Annotated in this window: 16 protein-coding genes; 9 read left to right on the plus strand and 7 right to left on the minus strand. The window is 69.8% G+C overall.

All coding sequences use genetic code 11. The annotated features are described in order from the left end of the window. Positions 1–132: 132 nt before the first annotated feature. The 3 genes from ACZ5SK_RS31890 to ACZ5SK_RS31900 all read right to left on the minus strand — a co-directional run bounded on the left by ACZ5SK_RS31890 (position 133) and on the right by ACZ5SK_RS31900 (position 1,899). Complete coding sequence (locus tag ACZ5SK_RS31890) at positions 133–822, minus strand: hypothetical protein (protein ID WP_334574186.1); 690 nt, start codon at positions 820–822, stop codon at positions 133–135. Further along, positions 815–1,411, minus strand: coding sequence for a SigE family RNA polymerase sigma factor (locus ACZ5SK_RS31895; protein ID WP_457495331.1), 597 nt, complete (start codon positions 1,409–1,411; stop codon positions 815–817). Before ACZ5SK_RS31895 ends, ACZ5SK_RS31890 begins: the two co-directional genes overlap by 8 nt. Before the next feature lie 248 nt (positions 1,412–1,659). Beyond that, complete coding sequence (locus ACZ5SK_RS31900; RefSeq protein ID WP_468576763.1) at positions 1,660–1,899, minus strand: hypothetical protein; 240 nt, start codon at positions 1,897–1,899, stop codon at positions 1,660–1,662. Positions 1,900–2,218: 319 nt separating this feature from the next. On the opposite strand from ACZ5SK_RS31900, the gene ACZ5SK_RS31905 reads away from it, so the two are divergent. The 6 genes from ACZ5SK_RS31905 (at position 2,219) to ACZ5SK_RS31930 (ending at position 8,817) form a co-directional block, all read left to right on the plus strand. Next, on the plus strand, positions 2,219–2,560 hold the full coding sequence (locus tag ACZ5SK_RS31905; RefSeq protein ID WP_334574191.1) for an ArsR/SmtB family transcription factor: 342 nt from the start codon (positions 2,219–2,221) through the stop codon (positions 2,558–2,560). Positions 2,561–2,563: 3 nt separating this feature from the next. Beyond that, positions 2,564–3,070 carry an SRPBCC family protein gene (locus tag ACZ5SK_RS31910; protein WP_334574193.1) on the plus strand — a complete coding sequence of 169 codons (507 nt, stop codon included), beginning with the start codon at positions 2,564–2,566 and terminating at the stop codon, positions 3,068–3,070. Beyond that, positions 3,070–3,705, plus strand: coding sequence for a dihydrofolate reductase family protein (locus ACZ5SK_RS31915; protein WP_334574195.1), 636 nt, complete (start codon positions 3,070–3,072; stop codon positions 3,703–3,705). Before ACZ5SK_RS31910 ends, ACZ5SK_RS31915 begins: the two co-directional genes overlap by 1 nt. A gap of 305 nt (positions 3,706–4,010) precedes the next feature. Next, positions 4,011–6,413 carry an Orn/Lys/Arg family decarboxylase gene (locus ACZ5SK_RS31920; protein WP_468157389.1) on the plus strand — a complete coding sequence of 801 codons (2,403 nt, stop codon included), beginning with the start codon at positions 4,011–4,013 and terminating at the stop codon, positions 6,411–6,413. Positions 6,414–6,841: 428 nt separating this feature from the next. Further along, entirely contained in the window at positions 6,842–7,720 is an 879-nt protein-coding gene (locus ACZ5SK_RS31925) for a methyltransferase domain-containing protein (RefSeq protein ID WP_334574198.1), read from the plus strand. A gap of 464 nt (positions 7,721–8,184) precedes the next feature. After that, positions 8,185–8,817 carry a hypothetical protein gene (locus ACZ5SK_RS31930; RefSeq protein ID WP_334574199.1) on the plus strand — a complete coding sequence of 211 codons (633 nt, stop codon included), beginning with the start codon at positions 8,185–8,187 and terminating at the stop codon, positions 8,815–8,817. Positions 8,818–9,035: 218 nt separating this feature from the next. Here the strand turns inward: ACZ5SK_RS31930 and ACZ5SK_RS31935 are convergent, their stop codons facing one another. Together ACZ5SK_RS31935 and ACZ5SK_RS31940 are read right to left on the minus strand one after the other, a co-directional pair. Next, complete coding sequence (locus tag ACZ5SK_RS31935; protein WP_334574200.1) at positions 9,036–9,896, minus strand: thermonuclease family protein; 861 nt, start codon at positions 9,894–9,896, stop codon at positions 9,036–9,038. A gap of 229 nt (positions 9,897–10,125) precedes the next feature. Further along, on the minus strand, positions 10,126–10,548 hold the full coding sequence (locus tag ACZ5SK_RS31940) for a VOC family protein (RefSeq protein ID WP_334574202.1): 423 nt from the start codon (positions 10,546–10,548) through the stop codon (positions 10,126–10,128). A 160-nt stretch (positions 10,549–10,708) separates the two neighbouring features. Here ACZ5SK_RS31940 and ACZ5SK_RS31945 point away from each other — a divergent pair, with 160 nt between their 5' ends. Further along, positions 10,709–11,707, plus strand: a complete 999-nt coding sequence (locus ACZ5SK_RS31945; protein WP_468576764.1) for a helix-turn-helix transcriptional regulator — start codon at positions 10,709–10,711, stop codon at positions 11,705–11,707. Between the two features lie 89 nt (positions 11,708–11,796). Here the strand turns inward: ACZ5SK_RS31945 and ACZ5SK_RS31950 are convergent, their stop codons facing one another. After that, positions 11,797–12,582 (minus strand): SDR family NAD(P)-dependent oxidoreductase, encoded by a 786-nt coding sequence (locus ACZ5SK_RS31950; RefSeq protein WP_457494839.1) that lies wholly within the window; start codon positions 12,580–12,582, stop codon positions 11,797–11,799. Between the two features lie 85 nt (positions 12,583–12,667). Between ACZ5SK_RS31950 and ACZ5SK_RS31955 the strand changes: the two genes are divergently transcribed. Further along, a complete protein-coding gene (locus ACZ5SK_RS31955; protein WP_334574207.1) occupies positions 12,668–13,519 on the plus strand; it encodes a helix-turn-helix transcriptional regulator in 852 nt (283 codons plus the stop codon). Positions 13,520–13,712: 193 nt separating this feature from the next. Here the strand turns inward: ACZ5SK_RS31955 and ACZ5SK_RS31960 are convergent, their stop codons facing one another. Then, positions 13,713–15,401: a glycosyltransferase gene (locus tag ACZ5SK_RS31960; RefSeq protein ID WP_468576765.1), complete on the minus strand. Its 1,689-nt coding sequence runs from the start codon at positions 15,399–15,401 to the stop codon at positions 13,713–13,715. A 68-nt stretch (positions 15,402–15,469) separates the two neighbouring features. Between ACZ5SK_RS31960 and ACZ5SK_RS31965 the strand changes: the two genes are divergently transcribed. After that, positions 15,470–16,669, plus strand: coding sequence for a helix-turn-helix transcriptional regulator (locus ACZ5SK_RS31965; protein ID WP_361703764.1), 1,200 nt, complete (start codon positions 15,470–15,472; stop codon positions 16,667–16,669). Positions 16,670–16,868 lie beyond the last annotated feature (199 nt).

The following is a 16,868-nucleotide window of genomic DNA, read 5'->3' on the forward strand; positions in this document are numbered from 1 at the left end:
GCCGGCCGGGCAGCCTGCCGCGCCTCCGGCTGCGTCGTACGGGCGGACGGGCTCGAAGTGGCCCATGCCGCTCAAGGCCATCAGGATCGAGTCCAACTCACCGGCGCAGGGGCGTGGCGCCTTCTGGCGGGGTCAGGGCCGGGCCAGGCAGTCACCCCACAGTGGGGCCAGCCCTGCCGGGATCTCCGGGATGGCAGCGCAGCCCCGGGGACTGCGTGGGAACCCGTCACTGGCCACATAGGTCCAACCGCCGTCTCGGGCCTTCATGAAGTACTTCTCCGCACTCCCCTCGTCCTGAAGCTGGACCAGCTCGTTTCCGGTGGCGTCGGCCGTCGCTGTGAAGGAGGCTCCCGCGTAGAAATCGCTGTCGCACTGGCCGTAGTAGAAGGTGCCCTTCACGGGGGTGATGTGCACCAGCCCCGGCTGCGATCGACGGTAGGCCTGAGTCACGGCGTCCTTGATCTGCTGGGGCACCACCAGGGAACGGCACGTGGGTGAAGAGCTTGATGGGGGTTTGGTCTCCGGGTCCGGCACCGCGGTGTGGGATTTCGGGGTCGCGGTCGGTGGGGACGCGGACGTCGCAGGTGTGGCCGGGCTCACGGCCCCTTCGGGCGGGGAGGCATGGCGGGACGGGCCGGTGACGGCGAGGGCACCGCCGCCGACCGCGGCGACCAGGGCGACGGCCAGCGCGGCGGTGGTCATCCGGTGACGTCGACGCAGCTCGTCGCCGCGAGCCCGGACGGCCGCGACGGGCCGGACGCCGGTTCGTGCGGCGAGTTCCTCAGACCCTGCCTTGAGGACGGCCTCGAAGTCCTCAGTCATGGTGGTGCACCTCCTGGTCGGTCGAGCCGAGGACGTCGGTGGCAGCAGCGGGAGCGATGCCGGGCGCCGCGAGGGCCGACCGCAAGCCGCTCGGCGGGGCGGGACCGTCGCCCGCGCTGTCGGACAGATACGGTGCCATCGCCTGGCGCCCACGCGAGAGCCGGGCCTTGACCGTTCCCGGCGCGACATCGGTTTCACGTGCGGTCTCCTCGACGGACAACCCGACCAGGTGATGCAGCACGATCGCCCGCCGTTGCTCGTAGGGGATGCGCCGCAACGCCGCGACGATCGCGACGTAGTCAGGGCTGACGCCGGGCACCTCGTCGGGTACGCCGTGGCGGCGGTGGGCCGTGAGCCGGTTGACCGCCTTCCGCCAGACACTCACCCGGATACGGCAAGCCACCGAACGCACCCAGGCCTCCGGGTCGGCATAGCCGGACACCTTCTCCCAGTTCTGCCAGGCCCGGGCGAAGGCCTCCTGCACCAGGTCCTCGGCTTCGGCGAGGCTGCCTGTCATCGCGTATATCTGGCTGGTCAGCCGGCGTACATGGCCGGCGTAGAAATCGTCGAAGACGCGTGGGTCGCGCATTGCCCCCTCCACATCACGGGTTGAGGGGTCGTGCCCTCACCACCTTGTCACGCCCGAAGAGGGTGCGAGGTTGCACGGCAGCAGGCACGCGATGTCAAAGAGGCAACCGCCAACCCGTCTCCTACGACGCCGATACGTATACGCCGCTCGAGGAATCCAACACCAGTAATGCTTGGTCAGGTTGGTATCGCCGTGGGTACGTCACGGTGACAGCTGGGGCAGGCGCCGGTGGATGCCGAACTCTCAGATTAGTGCTGCCGAGCCTTGCTCGTGGCCACGACTTCGATGGCGACTTGTAGGGGTGTCTCCGCATTCCCCAGTAGTGCCCGGGTGATGACGATCGCCTGGATGATGCTCATGCCGCGCTCGACCAGGAGGGCTTGGACCGCCTCCATTCCATCGCGCTCGAGGACTGGCCGGGACTCCTCGACCAGCGCGGCCCAAAGTGCGGCTTGTTCGGGACGTAGTCCCGTCATGTAGTCAAACACGACTGCTTCCTTCCCGTGCCGAGCCGATGGGTTGTGCTCCCGTGAGTGGGATCGCGTCGATACACGGGACGACTTCGAGCACGCCACGATCAGCGTGGCGTCGGCACTCGAAGCGGAACTCATGGCTGATCATATTCTGATCGTCGCAGCTCAGTCCCTCACTGCAGCTGATCGCCCTGTCCTCGACTCCGGCTGTACATCTGCCGTCTCCGGGATACGTGTTTCCGCCGCCGCTCACAAAGGTCACCCTCGTCATCGGTCCGGACCCGCCTGATTCCTCTCGGGTTGACGTATGCCCATATCGGAATACGATGGTCCCATGGCACGAGCAGCGACGACGTCGGACGTCTTCAACGCGATCGCCGAGCCGCAGCGCCGGGAGATCCTGATGCTGCTGCGGGCGGGCGAGCGGCCGGTGACCGAATTGGCCCAGGAGCTGGGGATGACCCAGCCGGGGGCATCCAAACACCTGCGGGTGCTCCGCGAGGTCGGACTGGTGCGGGACCGCAAAGCAGGCAAGCAACGCCTGTACGGCCTTGACGCCCGCGGGCTGCGACCGGTTCACGAGTGGACCGGCGGGTTCGAGCGGTTCTGGAACGAGAGCTTCGACCGGCTGGACGAGTACGTCCAGGACCTCAAGCAGGCAAGTCAGGAGGAGTAGCCGATGAGCGCGACGGGACAAGGAGCGGCGGCACAGTCCGCGGCGGCCGACCGCGAGATCGTGATCTCCCGGGTCATCAGTGCCCCACGGAAGCTGGTGTTCGAGGCGTTCACCGAGGTGCGGCACCTGTCGCGGTGGTGGGGACCGGAGGGGTTCACCACCACCACGCGGGCGTTCGAGTTCCGCGTCGGCGGGGTGTGGGACTTCGTCATGCACGGACCGGACGGGACGGACTACCAGGAGTGGATCTCCTGGACCGAGATCGCCCCGCCGGAGCGGATCGCGCTGCTCCACGGTGAGTCCCGCGACGACCCGAACGCCTTCGAGTCGGTCTTGACGTTCGCGCCCGACGGCGCGGCCACCCGGATCGAGATGCGCACGGTGTTCCCCACCAGGGAACTGCGCGACGAAGCGGTCGAGAAGTACCACGCGATCGAGGGCGGCCGGCAGACACTGAGCAATCTGGCTGCCTACGTCGCCGACATCGTTCGGAAGGGAGGTGAGGACTGATGGCCGGGAAGGTTTTCTTCAGCGTGACGATGTCGCTGGACGGGTTCGTCGCGCCCGAGGAGCGCGGGGACGACCCGGGTGCGCAGCGCTGGATGGCGCTGTGGATGGAGCTGCAGCAGTGGATATTCCCGCAGCGGTTCTTCCGGGAGAACCTGAAGCTCGGCGAGGGCGGCGAGGAAGGGCGCGAGAACGACATCGTGCGCGAGACGTTCGAGCGCACCGGCGCGAGTGTGATGGGCAAGCGCATGTTCGACCTCGGCGAGCAGGCGTGGCCGGAGGAGGCGCCGTTCCACACCCCGGTCTTCATCGTGACGCACGAGAAGCGTGACCCCTGGGAGCGGCCGGGCGGGACCACCTTTCACTTCGTCAACGACGGCATCGAGCCCGCGCTCGACCAGGCCCGCGAGGCCGCCGGCGACCGGGACGTCCGCATCGCGGGCGGCGGCGCAACGATCCTGGAGTACGTGAACGCCGGCCTGATCGACGAGTTCACGATCGGCCTGTCACCCGTGCTGTTCGGCTCCGGAATCCCCCTGTTCGAGGGCGTGGACGCGGGCCGCGTGGCCTTGGAGCCGGTCCGCGCGGAGCCGACGCAGCGGGTGACCCACCTGACCTACACCGTCCACGAGCGCTAGCCGCACGGCGTACACGAAGGAGCACCCGCGCGGTGGGCACGGGAAGAGCCCGCGTGCGGCGTACGTCCGCGTTCCACGCCGTCGGCCGGTGAAGAAGAGGGTCGGCCGGTTCAGCGGTCCGGATCCCGCAGCGGCCGGGCCTTTGGCCGGCTCTCCCCCTCCCCTGCGAACCTCTGTTGTCACGTCAACGAGCGGTCCGGGCTGTGCGCCGATGGGGTGGTTTGGCCGGCTGTCGGCCGATCGTGCGTGCGGAGTCCGCGAACACTGGTCGGGGGTGGCGCGGGCCACCGGGGAAGGGGGACGGTATGGCCGAGGGCACGGTTCTGGTGGCGGTGGCGGAACATCCGGAGGACGGGGGCGCCGCCGCTGAGCAGTTGGCGCGCATCGCCGAGGGTATCCGGGCGCGCGGCTTACCGGTCCGGTGGGTGGTGAGCGCCGGTGACGCCGAGGCGGTGCTCAGGACGGAGGCCGGTTTGGCCGCAGCGGTGGTCGCCTGGGACCTTCCGCCCCGAGCCGAGGACGGGCCGGGCGGCGCTACGGTGCTGCGCCGGATCGGGCACCGGTTCCAAAACCTGCCGGTGTTCCTGGTCATGGCGGACGAGGGGCTGCGTGAGCTGCCGCTGTGGGTGTCGCAGTCGGTGGTGGGCTATGTGTGGCCGCTGGAGGACACGCCGGCGTTCATCGCGGGGCGCATCACCACCGCCGCGCGCGCCTATCAGGACGCCCTGCTGCCGCCGTTCTTCAAGGCGCTGCGGCGCTTCGAGGACGCGCACGAGTACTCATGGCACACCCCGGCGCACTCCGGCGGTGTCGCCTTCCTCAAGTCGCCCGTGGGCCGGGCGTTCCACGACTACTTCGGGGAGCGGCTGCTGCGCAGCGACCTGTCGATCTCGGTGGAGGAGCTCGGCTCGCTGTTCGAGCACACCGGCCCGATCGGCGAGGCGGAGCGCAACGCCGCGCGGGTCTTCGGCTCCGACCACACGTACTTCGTCCTGCACGGCGACTCCACCTGCAACCGTCTGGTCGGCCACTTCAGCGTGACCCGCGACGAGATCGCCCTGGTGGACCGCAACTGCCACAAGTCGGTGCTGCACGGCTTGGTCGTCTCCGGCGCCCGGCCGGTGTACCTGGTGCCCACCCGCAACGGCTACGGCCTCGCCGGACCGCTGCCGCCGGCCGAGATCGCGGCGGACTCGGTGGCGGCGCGGATCGCGGAGAGCTCCCTCACACAGGACGCGGTGTCCTCGCGTGCCCAGTACGCGGTGTTCACCAACTCCACGTACGACGGGCTGTGTTACGACGCGGTGACGGCGGCCCGGGCCTTCGCGGCCGGCGCACCCCGGCTGCACTTCGACGAGGCGTGGTTCGCATACGCCCGCTTCCATCCGCTCTACGCGGGGCGCTACGGAATGTCGGTGGACGAGGATGCCTTCCCCGGCCCCGACCGGCCGACGGTCTTCGCGACCCAGTCCACCCACAAGCTGCTGGCCGCGTTGTCCCAGGGCGCCATGGTGCACGTCCGGTCCGCGCCGCGGGCGCCGGTGGAGCATGAGCGGTTCAACGAGGCGCTGATGATGCACGGCACGACGTCGCCGCTGTATCCGATGATCGCCTCGTTGGACGTGGCCACGGCGATGATGGACGGTCCGCAGGGGCGGTGGCTGGTCGACGAGGCGGTGACGGAGGCGGTCCGGTTCCGCCAGGAGATGGTGCGGATCGGGCGGCGGATCGAGGCCGCCGGGGACCGGCCGCCCTGGTTCTTCGGGGTGTGGCAGCCGGGCGAGGTGACTGACCCTGCGAGCGGGGCGCGGCTGCCGTTCGACGAGGCTCCGGCGGACCTGCTGCGGACCGAGCCGTCCTGCTGGCACCTCGCACCCGACGCGGACTGGCACGGCTTCCCCGGTCTGACCGACGGCTACTGCATGCTCGACCCGATCAAGGTCACCCTGACCTGCCCGGGGCTCGGCGCGACCGGTGTGATGTCCGACTGGGGCGTCCCGGCGCGGGTGCTCACCGCCTATCTGACCACGCGTGGCATCGTCGTGGAGAAGACCGACAGCTACACCGCGCTGGTGCTGTTCTCCATGGGCATCACCAAGGGCAAGTGGGGCACGCTGCTGGACGCCCTGATGGACTTCAAGGAGCTCTACGACGGCGACGCCCCGCTGGAGCGGGTGCTGCCCGCGCTGATCGCCGAGCACCCACGGCGCTACGCCGGACTGACGCTGCGCGACCTGTGCCAGGAGATGCACGATCACTTGCGCGAGGCCCGTCTGGTCGAACTGCTCGACACGGCCTTCCAGCAACTCCCGCAGCCGGTCGCCCCGCCCCAGGCGTGCTATCAGAGCCTGATCCGTGGCGGCACGGAACGGATCCGTCTGAGGGACGCACCGGGCCGCATCGCGGCGGCGATGGTCACGGTGACGCCGCCCGGCATCCCGGTCCTCATGCCGGGCGAGAGCGTCGGCGAGGAAGAGGGCCCTCTCCTGCGCTACCTCAGCGCCCTGGAGTCCTTCGACCGCCATTTCCCGGGCTTCGGCAGCGAGACCCACGGCGTGACCCGTTCCCCCGACACCGGCCACTACCTGATCGAGTGCCTGCGTCCGGACGAGCAGGAGGGCCTCGCCGGTGCCCTGACACCGGCGCAGCGGCAGGGGCGAAGGGCGCCAGATCGGGGAGTTGAGTCCGAGGGGGAGCGGGTGGGGTGACGGTGGGGCGGCCGGGGCCGGAGATGGTCGGCCCCGGCGGAAGTACGCGCGTCACGGCGAGTTCAGACCCACGGGGTGCGGTTGGCCAAACCATGCCTGCCTGCCGGCCGGTAGAGGTCGCCGCTGATGACTGCTCCGTCAGGCCCGCTGCGGGGCCGACCGATGGAGATGGCCCTATGGCCCTATGGCCCTATGGGACGGGCTTCGCCCATGCTCGTAAACTCATGACATGGCATTCATGAGCACCCCGCACTGCTGCTTCCTGTGATCGGAAGGTGTTGAGGGCGATGCCGGACGGCGTCGCCCTCCTTGGTGTGCCTGCTGCGTGAACCTCATTCCCTACGCTGCCCGTTCCTTCCTGAGGCAGTGACGTTCTGAGCGCGCGTGCAGGCACGGTCTCTTCCCTTCGCCCTTGCCAGGAGTGCCTCGTGCCCGTGTCGCTTCCCCCTGCCCTCGAACTGTCCCTCGACCTGCTGTGCTGCCCGACGTGCCGCACGCCCCACCTGCACCCCGACCGCGGCGCACTGCGCTGCCCGGTGGGCCACACCTTCGACATCGCCCGCCACGGCTACGCCGGCCTGCTGACGGGCACCCGCGCCACCAGCGGCGACGACGCAGCCATGGTCCAGGCCCGGGACCGATTCCTGTCCACCGGCGCCTACACGCCCATCCGCGAAGTCGGGGCCCGCCTGGCGGCCGGCGCCATGGCCGAACGGGCCACGGTTGTGGACGTGGGATGCGGCACGGGCTACTACTTGGCCGGCGTACTCGACCAACTGCCCGGCGCCCGTGGTCTGGGCCTGGACACATCGGTACGTGCCTTGCGCTCGGCAGCCCGAGCCCACGACCGGGCCGCCGCGGTTGCCTGGGACGTCTTCCGTCCCTTCCCGCTGGCCGATGGAGTGGCCGACGTCGTGCTGAACGTGTTCGCCCCGCGCAACCCGGCGGAGTTCCACCGCGTGCTGCGCCCGACCGGCCGGTTGATCGTGGTCCGTCCCACCAGCCGGCACCTGGCCGAGTTGCGCGGCCGGGTGTCTGCGATGGTCACGATCGACCCGGCCAAGGAACAGCGCCTGCACCGGGCGCTGGATCCCTACTTCGAGGCAGCCGTCACCGAACAGGTGGAGTACCGCGCGACCCTGGCCGGGCCGGATGCCCTGGACCTGGTGGTGATGACGCCGAGCGCACGCCACGTAAGCCGTGCAGACCTCTACGATGACGGCCTCCTGCCCGATCAGGTCACCGTTTCCGTGCTGGCCACCGCCTACCGGCCTCGGCGACCACGAGCGGACGCATGCGCCTGCTGACCGACGAGCAGTGGGCACACCGGGCGCCCTGCCCTCCCAGCGGGCCGGCGAACGAACACGGTCTCCGTGCTGACGTCTTGCCCATCACCGTCCCGACCCTTCACCCGCCTCGAACAGGTGAATCCGGTCGGCCGGAATCCCGGGCTCGTATCCTGCTCCTGCTGCACACGGACCGACATCCACGGGTCCGCTGCACCCGGCCGTCCGGCATCGTTCACTGGCTGGCGGGCGCCGTCACCCGTCGGGCACCGTGCATGATGACAGTCCTGAGACCGGCTCCGGGCAAGAGAGGACATCCCAGGGCTGGAACAAACAGCGCTGTTTGTCCGTACCATCTGTACGCCAAGGCATCTTGCGGCACATGCCGCGTCCCTACCGGGCGCCGGTATCTCGCCCAAGAGGGGCCTCACCCTCATCGGTGCAGCCCCGTAGCACGGTCATTCGCCGAGGAAAGGTCAGCATCCATGCCCGAGACAACAACCCCCGTCACCGAACTGACATCGCAGTACGTCGCTCAGGTGACCGGTGATCTCGAACGCAACGTCAAGGAGCAGGAACGCATCACGGCGGAAATCGCCTTGCTGCAGGGACAGCTCACCGCCCTGCAGCACGACCACGGCGTGCTGGTGAACATGCGGCAGGCGCTCGGCATCGCCGAAGCCTCGGCCGAGCCTGCGGAAGAGTCCGAGAGCGCCGCGGTGCCCGCTCCCCGGCGGAAGGCCGGTGCCGCGCGCGGCGGGAAGCGGAGCACACGACAGCCCGGCGCCACGCCGGGAGAGGCAGCAGCCAAGAAGCCCGCGCCCGAGACGGCGACTGTCACGAAGGGGGCCCAGCCCACCCTGGTCGAGCTCATTCGCCGCCACCTTACCGAGCTGAAGGAACCGCGCTCCGCCGCGGAGATCTCTGCGGCGCTCGGCCAGGCACACCCCGAGCGCCAGATCGCGACCAAGGTCGTGCGGGTCACCCTCGAGGGGCTCGTGGCCAAGAGCCAGGCTGAGCGCAGCAAGCAGGGCAAGTCCGTCTTCTACAGCGCCCCCGCACCCGAGCCGACCACTACGTCCGAGGCCGAGACGCAGCCCGAAGCCGCTGACCACTGACCGCTGACCGCCTGTGTGGGTGGCGCTGTCCCCCGCGCTGTCAGCGGGGGCGCCGGGTGCGGGCCCCGAGGTGGCTGATCTGAGCGTCGGGCCGGATGCGCCCGGTCTCGAGCAGCCAACTGGTGCACGGCGGCGGTGACGTCGCCGCGCGCGGCGTCCACCCACGGGCGAAGTCGCCACGAACTGGCCCACGCTGACAGCGGGTCGGCCGCCCGCCGTCATCCCTCGTCGAAGACGAGGTCTTCGGCGGGGTGCGTCATCCGGACGGTGTGCCCGTTGGTGATCTTGACGACGTAGTCCAGGCCGATGGTGGCGTGGCCGGTGGACAGGATGAAGAAGCGATCCTGCTTCTGGGCGAGGAAGGCGGGGAACCCGGTCAGCGACGGGTCGCCGAGGCGCAGGTAGTCGACGAGGCGGCGGAACAGCTTGGGCAGGATCACCACCTGGTCGGTGATCGACGTCATCCCGTTGACCTTCGCGCCCTTGGTGGTCACGTCCTGCGGCCACAGCCCCTTGCCGCCCTTCTGCGCCTTGTGGGCCACGTCGGTCAGTTCGTTGCGCAGGTCGGGGAAGAGGTTGCGGTAGTACGTGGGGTAGGCCAGGCCGGTGGCCAGCAGGTGGTGGTTGGCCGTTTTCCGCAGCAGTGCCACGTCGACGTTGACCCACGATCCGCTGGCCTTCGGGGCCTTGCCCTTGCCGACCAGGGCGATGCAGCGGCCGTAGAGGTCGGCGCCCCTGGTGAGGATGAAACCGGGTACCTCGTCGGGTGTCGCTGCGGTGACGGTCTCGTCCGGGTCGCGCTGCACCTTCTTGAAACCGAGCCACTTGAGCAGTTCTGCTGATGCGGCGTGCGCGAACTCCAGGGGCTGGTGCACCCGCGGCGCGGTGCCGTAGTGGGTTTCCAGGGCGTCGATGGCGTCGAGCCGTAGTTGGTTGCTGCCCAGGTGGTTGTGCTGGACCGGGTGGGTGCCGTGGAGGAGGCCCCACTCGGTCGGGTCGTCCGGGGTGAAGTGGAGGGAGTCCCCGTCCGGCTGGGCGTGGAGAGCATGGAACGACCCCTGGATCAGCAGCATCGTCATGTGGGCCCCAAAGGGTGAGGAGGGGGCGCCGCATGTCGCTACATGCAGCGCATAGCGGTGCAAACCTACGCATTGCATGTGATTGCGGCAATTTCTGATACTCCGCTGAGCCAGGGGCGACGGCGTCTGCCGCTCCTTGAGTTCGTGCTGCTTCCCGGGCGAATAGCCCGCGGGGAGCTGCTCGAAGCGCTGGCCGCGATCCGTTGTCCGTGGATCGCGGCCAGCGGACTCAGCTGTCGTACGGGGTGGTGACGTCCAGGACCCAGGTCACGCCGAAGCGGTCGGTGAGCATCCCGTACAGCGGCGCCCACTGCGCGGGCTCCAGCGGACGGACGATGGTGGAGTCGTCGGCGAGCTTGCCCCACAGGGCGCTGATCTCCGCGGCGTCGTCACCGCGTACGGAGACGAAGAACGGGTTCTCGCCCTGGTTCCAGGGCAGTTGCGAGGGGACGTCGTAGGCCATGACATGGAAGCCGTTGTCGCCGGCCACCTCGCCCCACATCACCCAGTCCGCCTCGCTCTCGTTCTGCACGGCGCCCGCGTCCTTGTAGGTGATGGCGACGGTACGTCCGCCGAAGACGGACTGGTAGAAGTCCAGCGCCTCCCGCGCGGTGCCCCGGAAGTTCAGGTGAGTGGTGGTCGTGACGGACATGGCTGCTCCTTGCCTCGATCGAGTGGTGAATGCGCCGTCGGCCGTCCAGGCCCGATGCGGCGGCCGTGACCAGGAGCGATGCGCTCCCGAACGGCTCGAAGGCCACGATGGCGGAGGTAGCGGACAGGATGGGTCCTGTACTTCGGTGAAGATGGATCCCATGCAGAAAACGTCCTCCCGGCTGCTCTCGCTGCTCTCGCTGCTTCAGACGCACCGGGACTGGTCCGGCGACGATCTCGCCGGGCGTCTCGCCGTCACCTCGCGCACCGTGCGCCGTGACATCGACCGCCTGCGCGAACTCGGCTACCTGATCAGGACGGTCAAAGGACCGGGCGGCGGCTACTGCCTGGAGGCCGGCGCTCAGCTGCCGCCCATGCTGTTCGACGACGGCCAGGCCGTCGCCCTGGCCGTCGCGCTGCAGACCGCGGCCGCCGGCACCACCGTCGCCGAAGACGCCGCCCGTGCCCTGGCGACCCTCCGTCAGGTCATGCCACCGCGCCTGCGTCACCGCATCGACCTGCTGCGCATCATCGCCGTCCCCGCGCCCACGGCCTGCGACACCCCTGAAGTGGACGCTCAGGTCCTGCTGGAGTTGAGCCGCGCCATTCACGCCCGCGAGGAACTGCGCTTCGACTACCCGCCAGGCCCGGCCGCCTCAGCCGATGACCCCCGCCGCGTGCAGCCCCACCACCTCGTCAGCTGGCGGCACTGCTGGTATCTCGTGGCCTGGGACCTCGACCGCGAGGACTGGCGCACCTTCCGCGTCGACCGCATCCGGCCCCGCACACCCACCGGCCCCCGCTTCACCCCGCGCGAACTCCCCGGCGGCAGCGTCTCCACTTTCGTCACCAGCCGATTCCGCGGCAACGACGGCACCACCACCGACTGGCCCTGCCAAGGCGAAGTCGTCCTCCACCTCCCGGCCGCCGACGTCGCGCCCTTCGCCCAGGACGCAACCGTCGAGGAACTCGGCCCCCAGCACTGCCGGCTCACCCTCGGCTCGTGGTCATGGACGGGACTTGCCGCCGCCCTCGGCCGCTTCGACGCCGACATCGAAGTCATCGGCCCACCCCAACTCGCCACGGCATTCGCCGACCTCGCCGCCCGCTACGGCCGCGCCGCACCCACCGCAAGACCACAGACCGGCCCGACGCCGTGAGAACGAAACACACCGCCCCCTCAGCCATCCGTGGACCCCGGTTCACCAACAGGCACGGAAGAGCATCGGAGCGAAGGCCGGCGTTCCTGTCAGGCGCCGGCGCCGCCGTCGACCGGCAGGATCGCGCCGGTCACGTACGAGGCCCGGTCGCTGAGCAGCCACGCGGCCGCCTCGGCGATCTGGCGGGGCTCGGCCATCCGACGGAGCGGGATCGTTGCGGTCATCTGCTCGACGATGCCGGGAGTCGCCGTCTCCCAGGTGTCGATCATCTCCGTTGAAGTGCCGCCGGGGGTGATGCCGTTGACCCGGATTCGGTCACCGGCCCAGTTCACCGCGGCGGTCTCGGTGAGGCTGTTGAGCGCGCGCTTCATGGCGCCGTATGCGGGCAGGGCGGGGTTCGCGCGGCGGCTGCCGATGCTGGAGGTGTTGACGATCGCTCCGCCGCCGCCCTGCCGCATGAGGGCGGCCTCGGCGGTCATGGCGGTCCAGTGCGCGCGGAAGTTGACGGCGAACTGCTCGTCGATGTCCTCGTCGCTGGTGGTGTCGACCGGGCCGAACTGCTGCTGGGGCACCGCGCCGTTGTTGAAGGCGCCGTCTAGTCGTCCGTGCAGCTTTTCGACGCGGTCGACGGCGGCGCGGATGCTGATCCGGTCGGCGAGGTCCAGGGGGACGGCGTCGGCGACGCCGCCGTCGGCGCGGATCTCGGTGACGATGCGGTCGAGGGCGTCGGTGCTGCGGGCGGCGAGCACGACGGCGGCGCCCTCGGAGGCGAAAAGCCGGGCCGCGGCCGCCCCGATGCCGCGGCTGGCGCCGGTGATGAACACGACCTTGCCGGTGAGCAGGCCGATGGGTGCGCTGTCGGTGTTGTTCGTCATGACGCCAGTGTCAGACCGGTCCCAGACCGGATGGAGGCACAAGCTGTACCAGGATCCCTCGCCGCGCAGCGTGCAGACTTGGGGTATGGACAAGCAGGAGTTCGGGGCGTTCCTCCGTAGCCGTCGCGAGCGGCTGCGGCCGGAGGACGTCGGCCTTTCCTCCGGACCACGACGCCGGACACCGGGGCTGCGCCGCGAGGAGGCCGCGGTCCTCGCGCACATCTCCACGGAGTACTACGTCCGGCTAGAGCAGGGCAGGGCGCCCAGGCCGTCGGGCGAAGTCCTCGCCGGGATCGCGGGCGCGCTGCGGCTCACCGACGCCGAGTGCGACCATCTCCACGTTCTCGCGGGTACCGCGCCGACCCGTCGTCGGCTGCACCGGCGCGACGTCCGCCCGAGCATCCTCGCGCTTCTCGAACGGCTGCCGCAGACGGCCGCCTTCGTGATGTCCGCCGCGTTCGAGGTCCTCGCGTGGAACGCCCTCGCGGCCGCGCTCATGGAGGACTTCGCCCAGCGGACCCCCGAAGACCGCAATCTCGCGCGCCGGGCCTTCCTGGGGCCGGAACGCGGCGATACGACGCTGTACGGGATCTCCGACGCCGCCGAGTTTCGCCACCAGGTGGTCATGGAACTGCGCGCCGCCCTCGCCCGCTACCCGACGGATCCCGCGGTGGCCGGCCTCGTGGACGAACTCCGCAACGCCGGCCCCGACTTCGCCCGGCTCTGGGAGCGGCATGACGTGCAGGCCGCCCCGATGCTCACGAAGACCTTCCGTCACCCGGTCGTCGGGGAACTCACCGTCGACTGCGACTCGCTCAAGCTCACGGACCGCGACCAGCACCTCGTGCTCTACAGCGCGCCGCCAGGATCCCCCAGCGCCGACGCGCTGGCTCTTCTCAACGTACTGGAAGCCGAGGCTGGTGCAGTGACGGCATAGCCACCTCACGATGCGAGCGACGGCCATGTGGACGGACCCGGCCGTCGGCATCCTCGTCTTCGGCGCCTCACCGGCGTGGCCTTCGTCCGGTTCGTGAAGCGGTAGCGGTAGCGGTAGCGGTAGCGGCTACGACTTGTCCGCGCGAGCCCCCGAGCAACCGCCCTGCGGCCGGGGGCTCGCCCGTTCGGTCAGGTCACACCGGCTCGGGGACGCGTGCGGGCGCCTGGTGCTTGCGTATCTCGCGCTCCGCCAGGTACGACAGCGCAGGTGCCGCGCTGAAGCTGATCGCCTGGTACAGGAGGGTGAGTGCCATGGCCACCGAGACGACGCCGAAGGGCAGCGCGGTGACCGCCAGGACGGCGAAGCCGAGGAAGAGCACGGCGAGGACGGTCTCCGCACCGGCGCTGTTGAACACCTGGATCCTGGATTGCAGTCGGCGGAACTTGCAGGTCCTGTTCCACCTGGCCGGCCGGTTCAACATCGCGATGAGCGCCGCTTTCCCGATCACGTAGAAGAGAGCGCGCTGGGCCATGACGGCTCCGGCGAATTCGCGTGCGGTGAAGCCCATGACCTTGCGGTACACCGTCCACTGCAGCAGCCGCCTGCCCGCCATCACAAAGAGGAACGGCACGTACCAGGTCACCGGCACCGGCCACACGTCATCGTGCGCGATCATGGACAGCAGCATGGCCGGGGGCACCGCCAGCCCGGCGAACCGGATGCCGCGGAGGGCGTTTATCAGACCGTGGTTGGCGTGGTGTATCCGCTGCGCGGCATTCAGGTGCGAGGAGGTCCGCCCCGCCCCGGGGCGGAACATGTGCGCATGGGCGCGGATCTCCTGCACCGGACCGTAGGTCCAGCGGAACCGCTGCTTCTTGTATCCGTTCCAGGTCTCCGGCACGAGCCCCCGGCCGTGCGGGTGCTTGAGGTAGACCGACTTGTACCCACTCGAGTGGATGCGGATGGCGAGCTCGGAGCCCTCGGTCAGGCACCATTCCGCCCACCCGCCGGCCTTGTCGAGGGCGGCCAGGCGGATGGCGGACATCGTGCCGACGGTGAGGCCTGCCCCGTTCTCGTCGAGCGCGACCATGTGTGCGGCGAAGAAAAGGGCGTACTCCGCGTTGGCGATCCTGGTGAAGGCCGACGACTCGTAGTCGCGATAGGCGTGAGGGCACTGCACGAAGCCTGTCTCGCGGTCTTCGAAGTACCCCACGGTGTTCGCCAGCCAGTTCGGTTCGACGATGTAGTCGGCGTCGACCACGCCCACCACTTCCGCGCGAGGGTCGATGTGGGGCCGTGCCCAGTTCAGCGCGCCGGCCTTCGCGCCGGTGATCCCCTCCACGTGCAGGAACCGGAACCGCGGTCCCAGCCGGGCGCAATGCTCTTCCACGGGCCACCAGAGGCTTTCGTCCATGGTGTTGTTGTCGATGACGATCACTTCGTAGTCGGGGTAGTCGAGCCGGCTCAGCGCGTCGAGCGTGTCTATGACCACCTCGGGCGGCTCGGCGTGGATCGGGAGCTGCACGGAGACCATCGGCGCGAATCCGGCCGGACGAGGGCGCACCGTCGCTCCGGCCCTGCGCCATCGGGAGCGCAGGAGCACTTCGGCGCCCGTGATCTCGTCGAGCAGGTCGGAGGGGAGGCACACGATGGTCAGTATGGAGCTGATCGTGACGAACACGACGGTCACCGTGCTCACCCCTGAGTTGACCGCTTTTGTCGCGAACGGCACCAGCCACACCACCGGCAGGACACTCAGGAACGCGCAGGTCACGACGAATAGGATGCCGACGGGCCGGAAGGCGGACAGCCGTCGGCGGGCCACGAAGCTGAGCGCCGTCAAGGAGAGCGCGGTAACCAGGCCCCACTTCAGGGACGCCACGGCCGACAACGGTGATCCCCTTTACCCCGGACACCGATCCCGGGCACCGGCCCACACTGCCCACACCGTTGCCCTCACCCGGTGAACTGCGCTTGGTGGCCGCCGCCGTGGGCAGCCACACCGAACTGAGCCGAGCACGACAGAACCTGTCCCCGGACGCCATCACTGACCAGGCACTGGACCGGCTGCGCCACGCCGCCGCCTACGCAGACCTGGCCGGCGCGCTCGCCGCCGTCCTCGGCGACCGGTACACCGCGGCGCCCGACGGCATCGCCGTCCAGTACCGGGGCATGGTGCGCGACTACCTGGCGGGGAACTGGGACGCCGCGCTGGCAGCCGCCCGCCGCATCGAAGTACGCAGCCGCACCCACGGCACGGCGGGCGTCCCGCACCTGCCGCGGGCGCTGGCCGCAGAGATCCACTGCACGCGCGGGGAGATCGCACACGCGACAGCGTGGCTCGGCCTGGTCCCCGACACCCTCACTCACCCCCTGGCCGCGCGGGCGCGGCTGGCCGTCCGGTACTGGTCGGGCCGAACGGAGGAGGCGTTCGAGGAGGCCTGGCACGACGCGCAGCAGGCACGCAAGAGCGGCCTGCTGGCCGGTGTCGAACGGCTGCTGCTGCGCATCCTGTCGCTCGCCGCCCTTCACGACCGGCCGCAGACAGTCCAGCAGGCCATGGAAGAACTGGAAACCCTGCACGAGGAGGCAGTCACACCCATGACCCACGAGGTCCTCCTCATCGCACGCGGCATCGCCCACGAGGACGCCGACAGCGCACTGATTGCCCACCGGTCGATCCAGCGCCGAGGCGACGTCCACCTGAGCGTCGTCTCCGGCCTCCTCCTGACACACATCGCCGACGACCCCCGGCGCCGGCTGACCGAGGCCATGCACAACGCCCACACCCTCGGCCTGGGACGCCCCTTCCGCACCGCCGTCACCCGTGCCGCACGGCGACGCGAAATCCCCATACCGAGACTCCGCCACGACCAGGCGAAGCTGACCGAACTCGACATCAGACTGGTGCGCATGGTCAGTGACGGCGCGACCAACCGGCAGATCGCCACAGAACTCGCCTGCAGTCAAAAGACCGTGGAACAGCGCCTGACACGACTGTTCCAGCGCACCGGCTCCCGCTCCCGGGCAGAACTCGCCGCCGCCTGGCTCAACGGAGGCCTCGGCCGCCCCGGCGCCGCCCCCACCCCTCCCCGCCCGGGCACCGACCCCGCGGCCACAACCCCACGCACGCGAGCCGACCCACACTGAGCCTGCGCCGACTTGAACTCGCTCTGACCTGCTTTTCGACTGGTTCGCGTATGAGCCGCTGGAGCGGACCGCGATGGCCGAGAAGTGCCTCACCGCCGTTCGGGGGGGATGTACCGTCAAGCACGCGCCCGCAGGCACCACACAGGCGTGGGCCGGAGGAAGGTTGGCCCACACCGTCATGACCTGGTCCACTGCGGCG

The sequence above is a fragment of the Streptomyces sp. NPDC031474 genome (genome assembly GCF_055581185.1).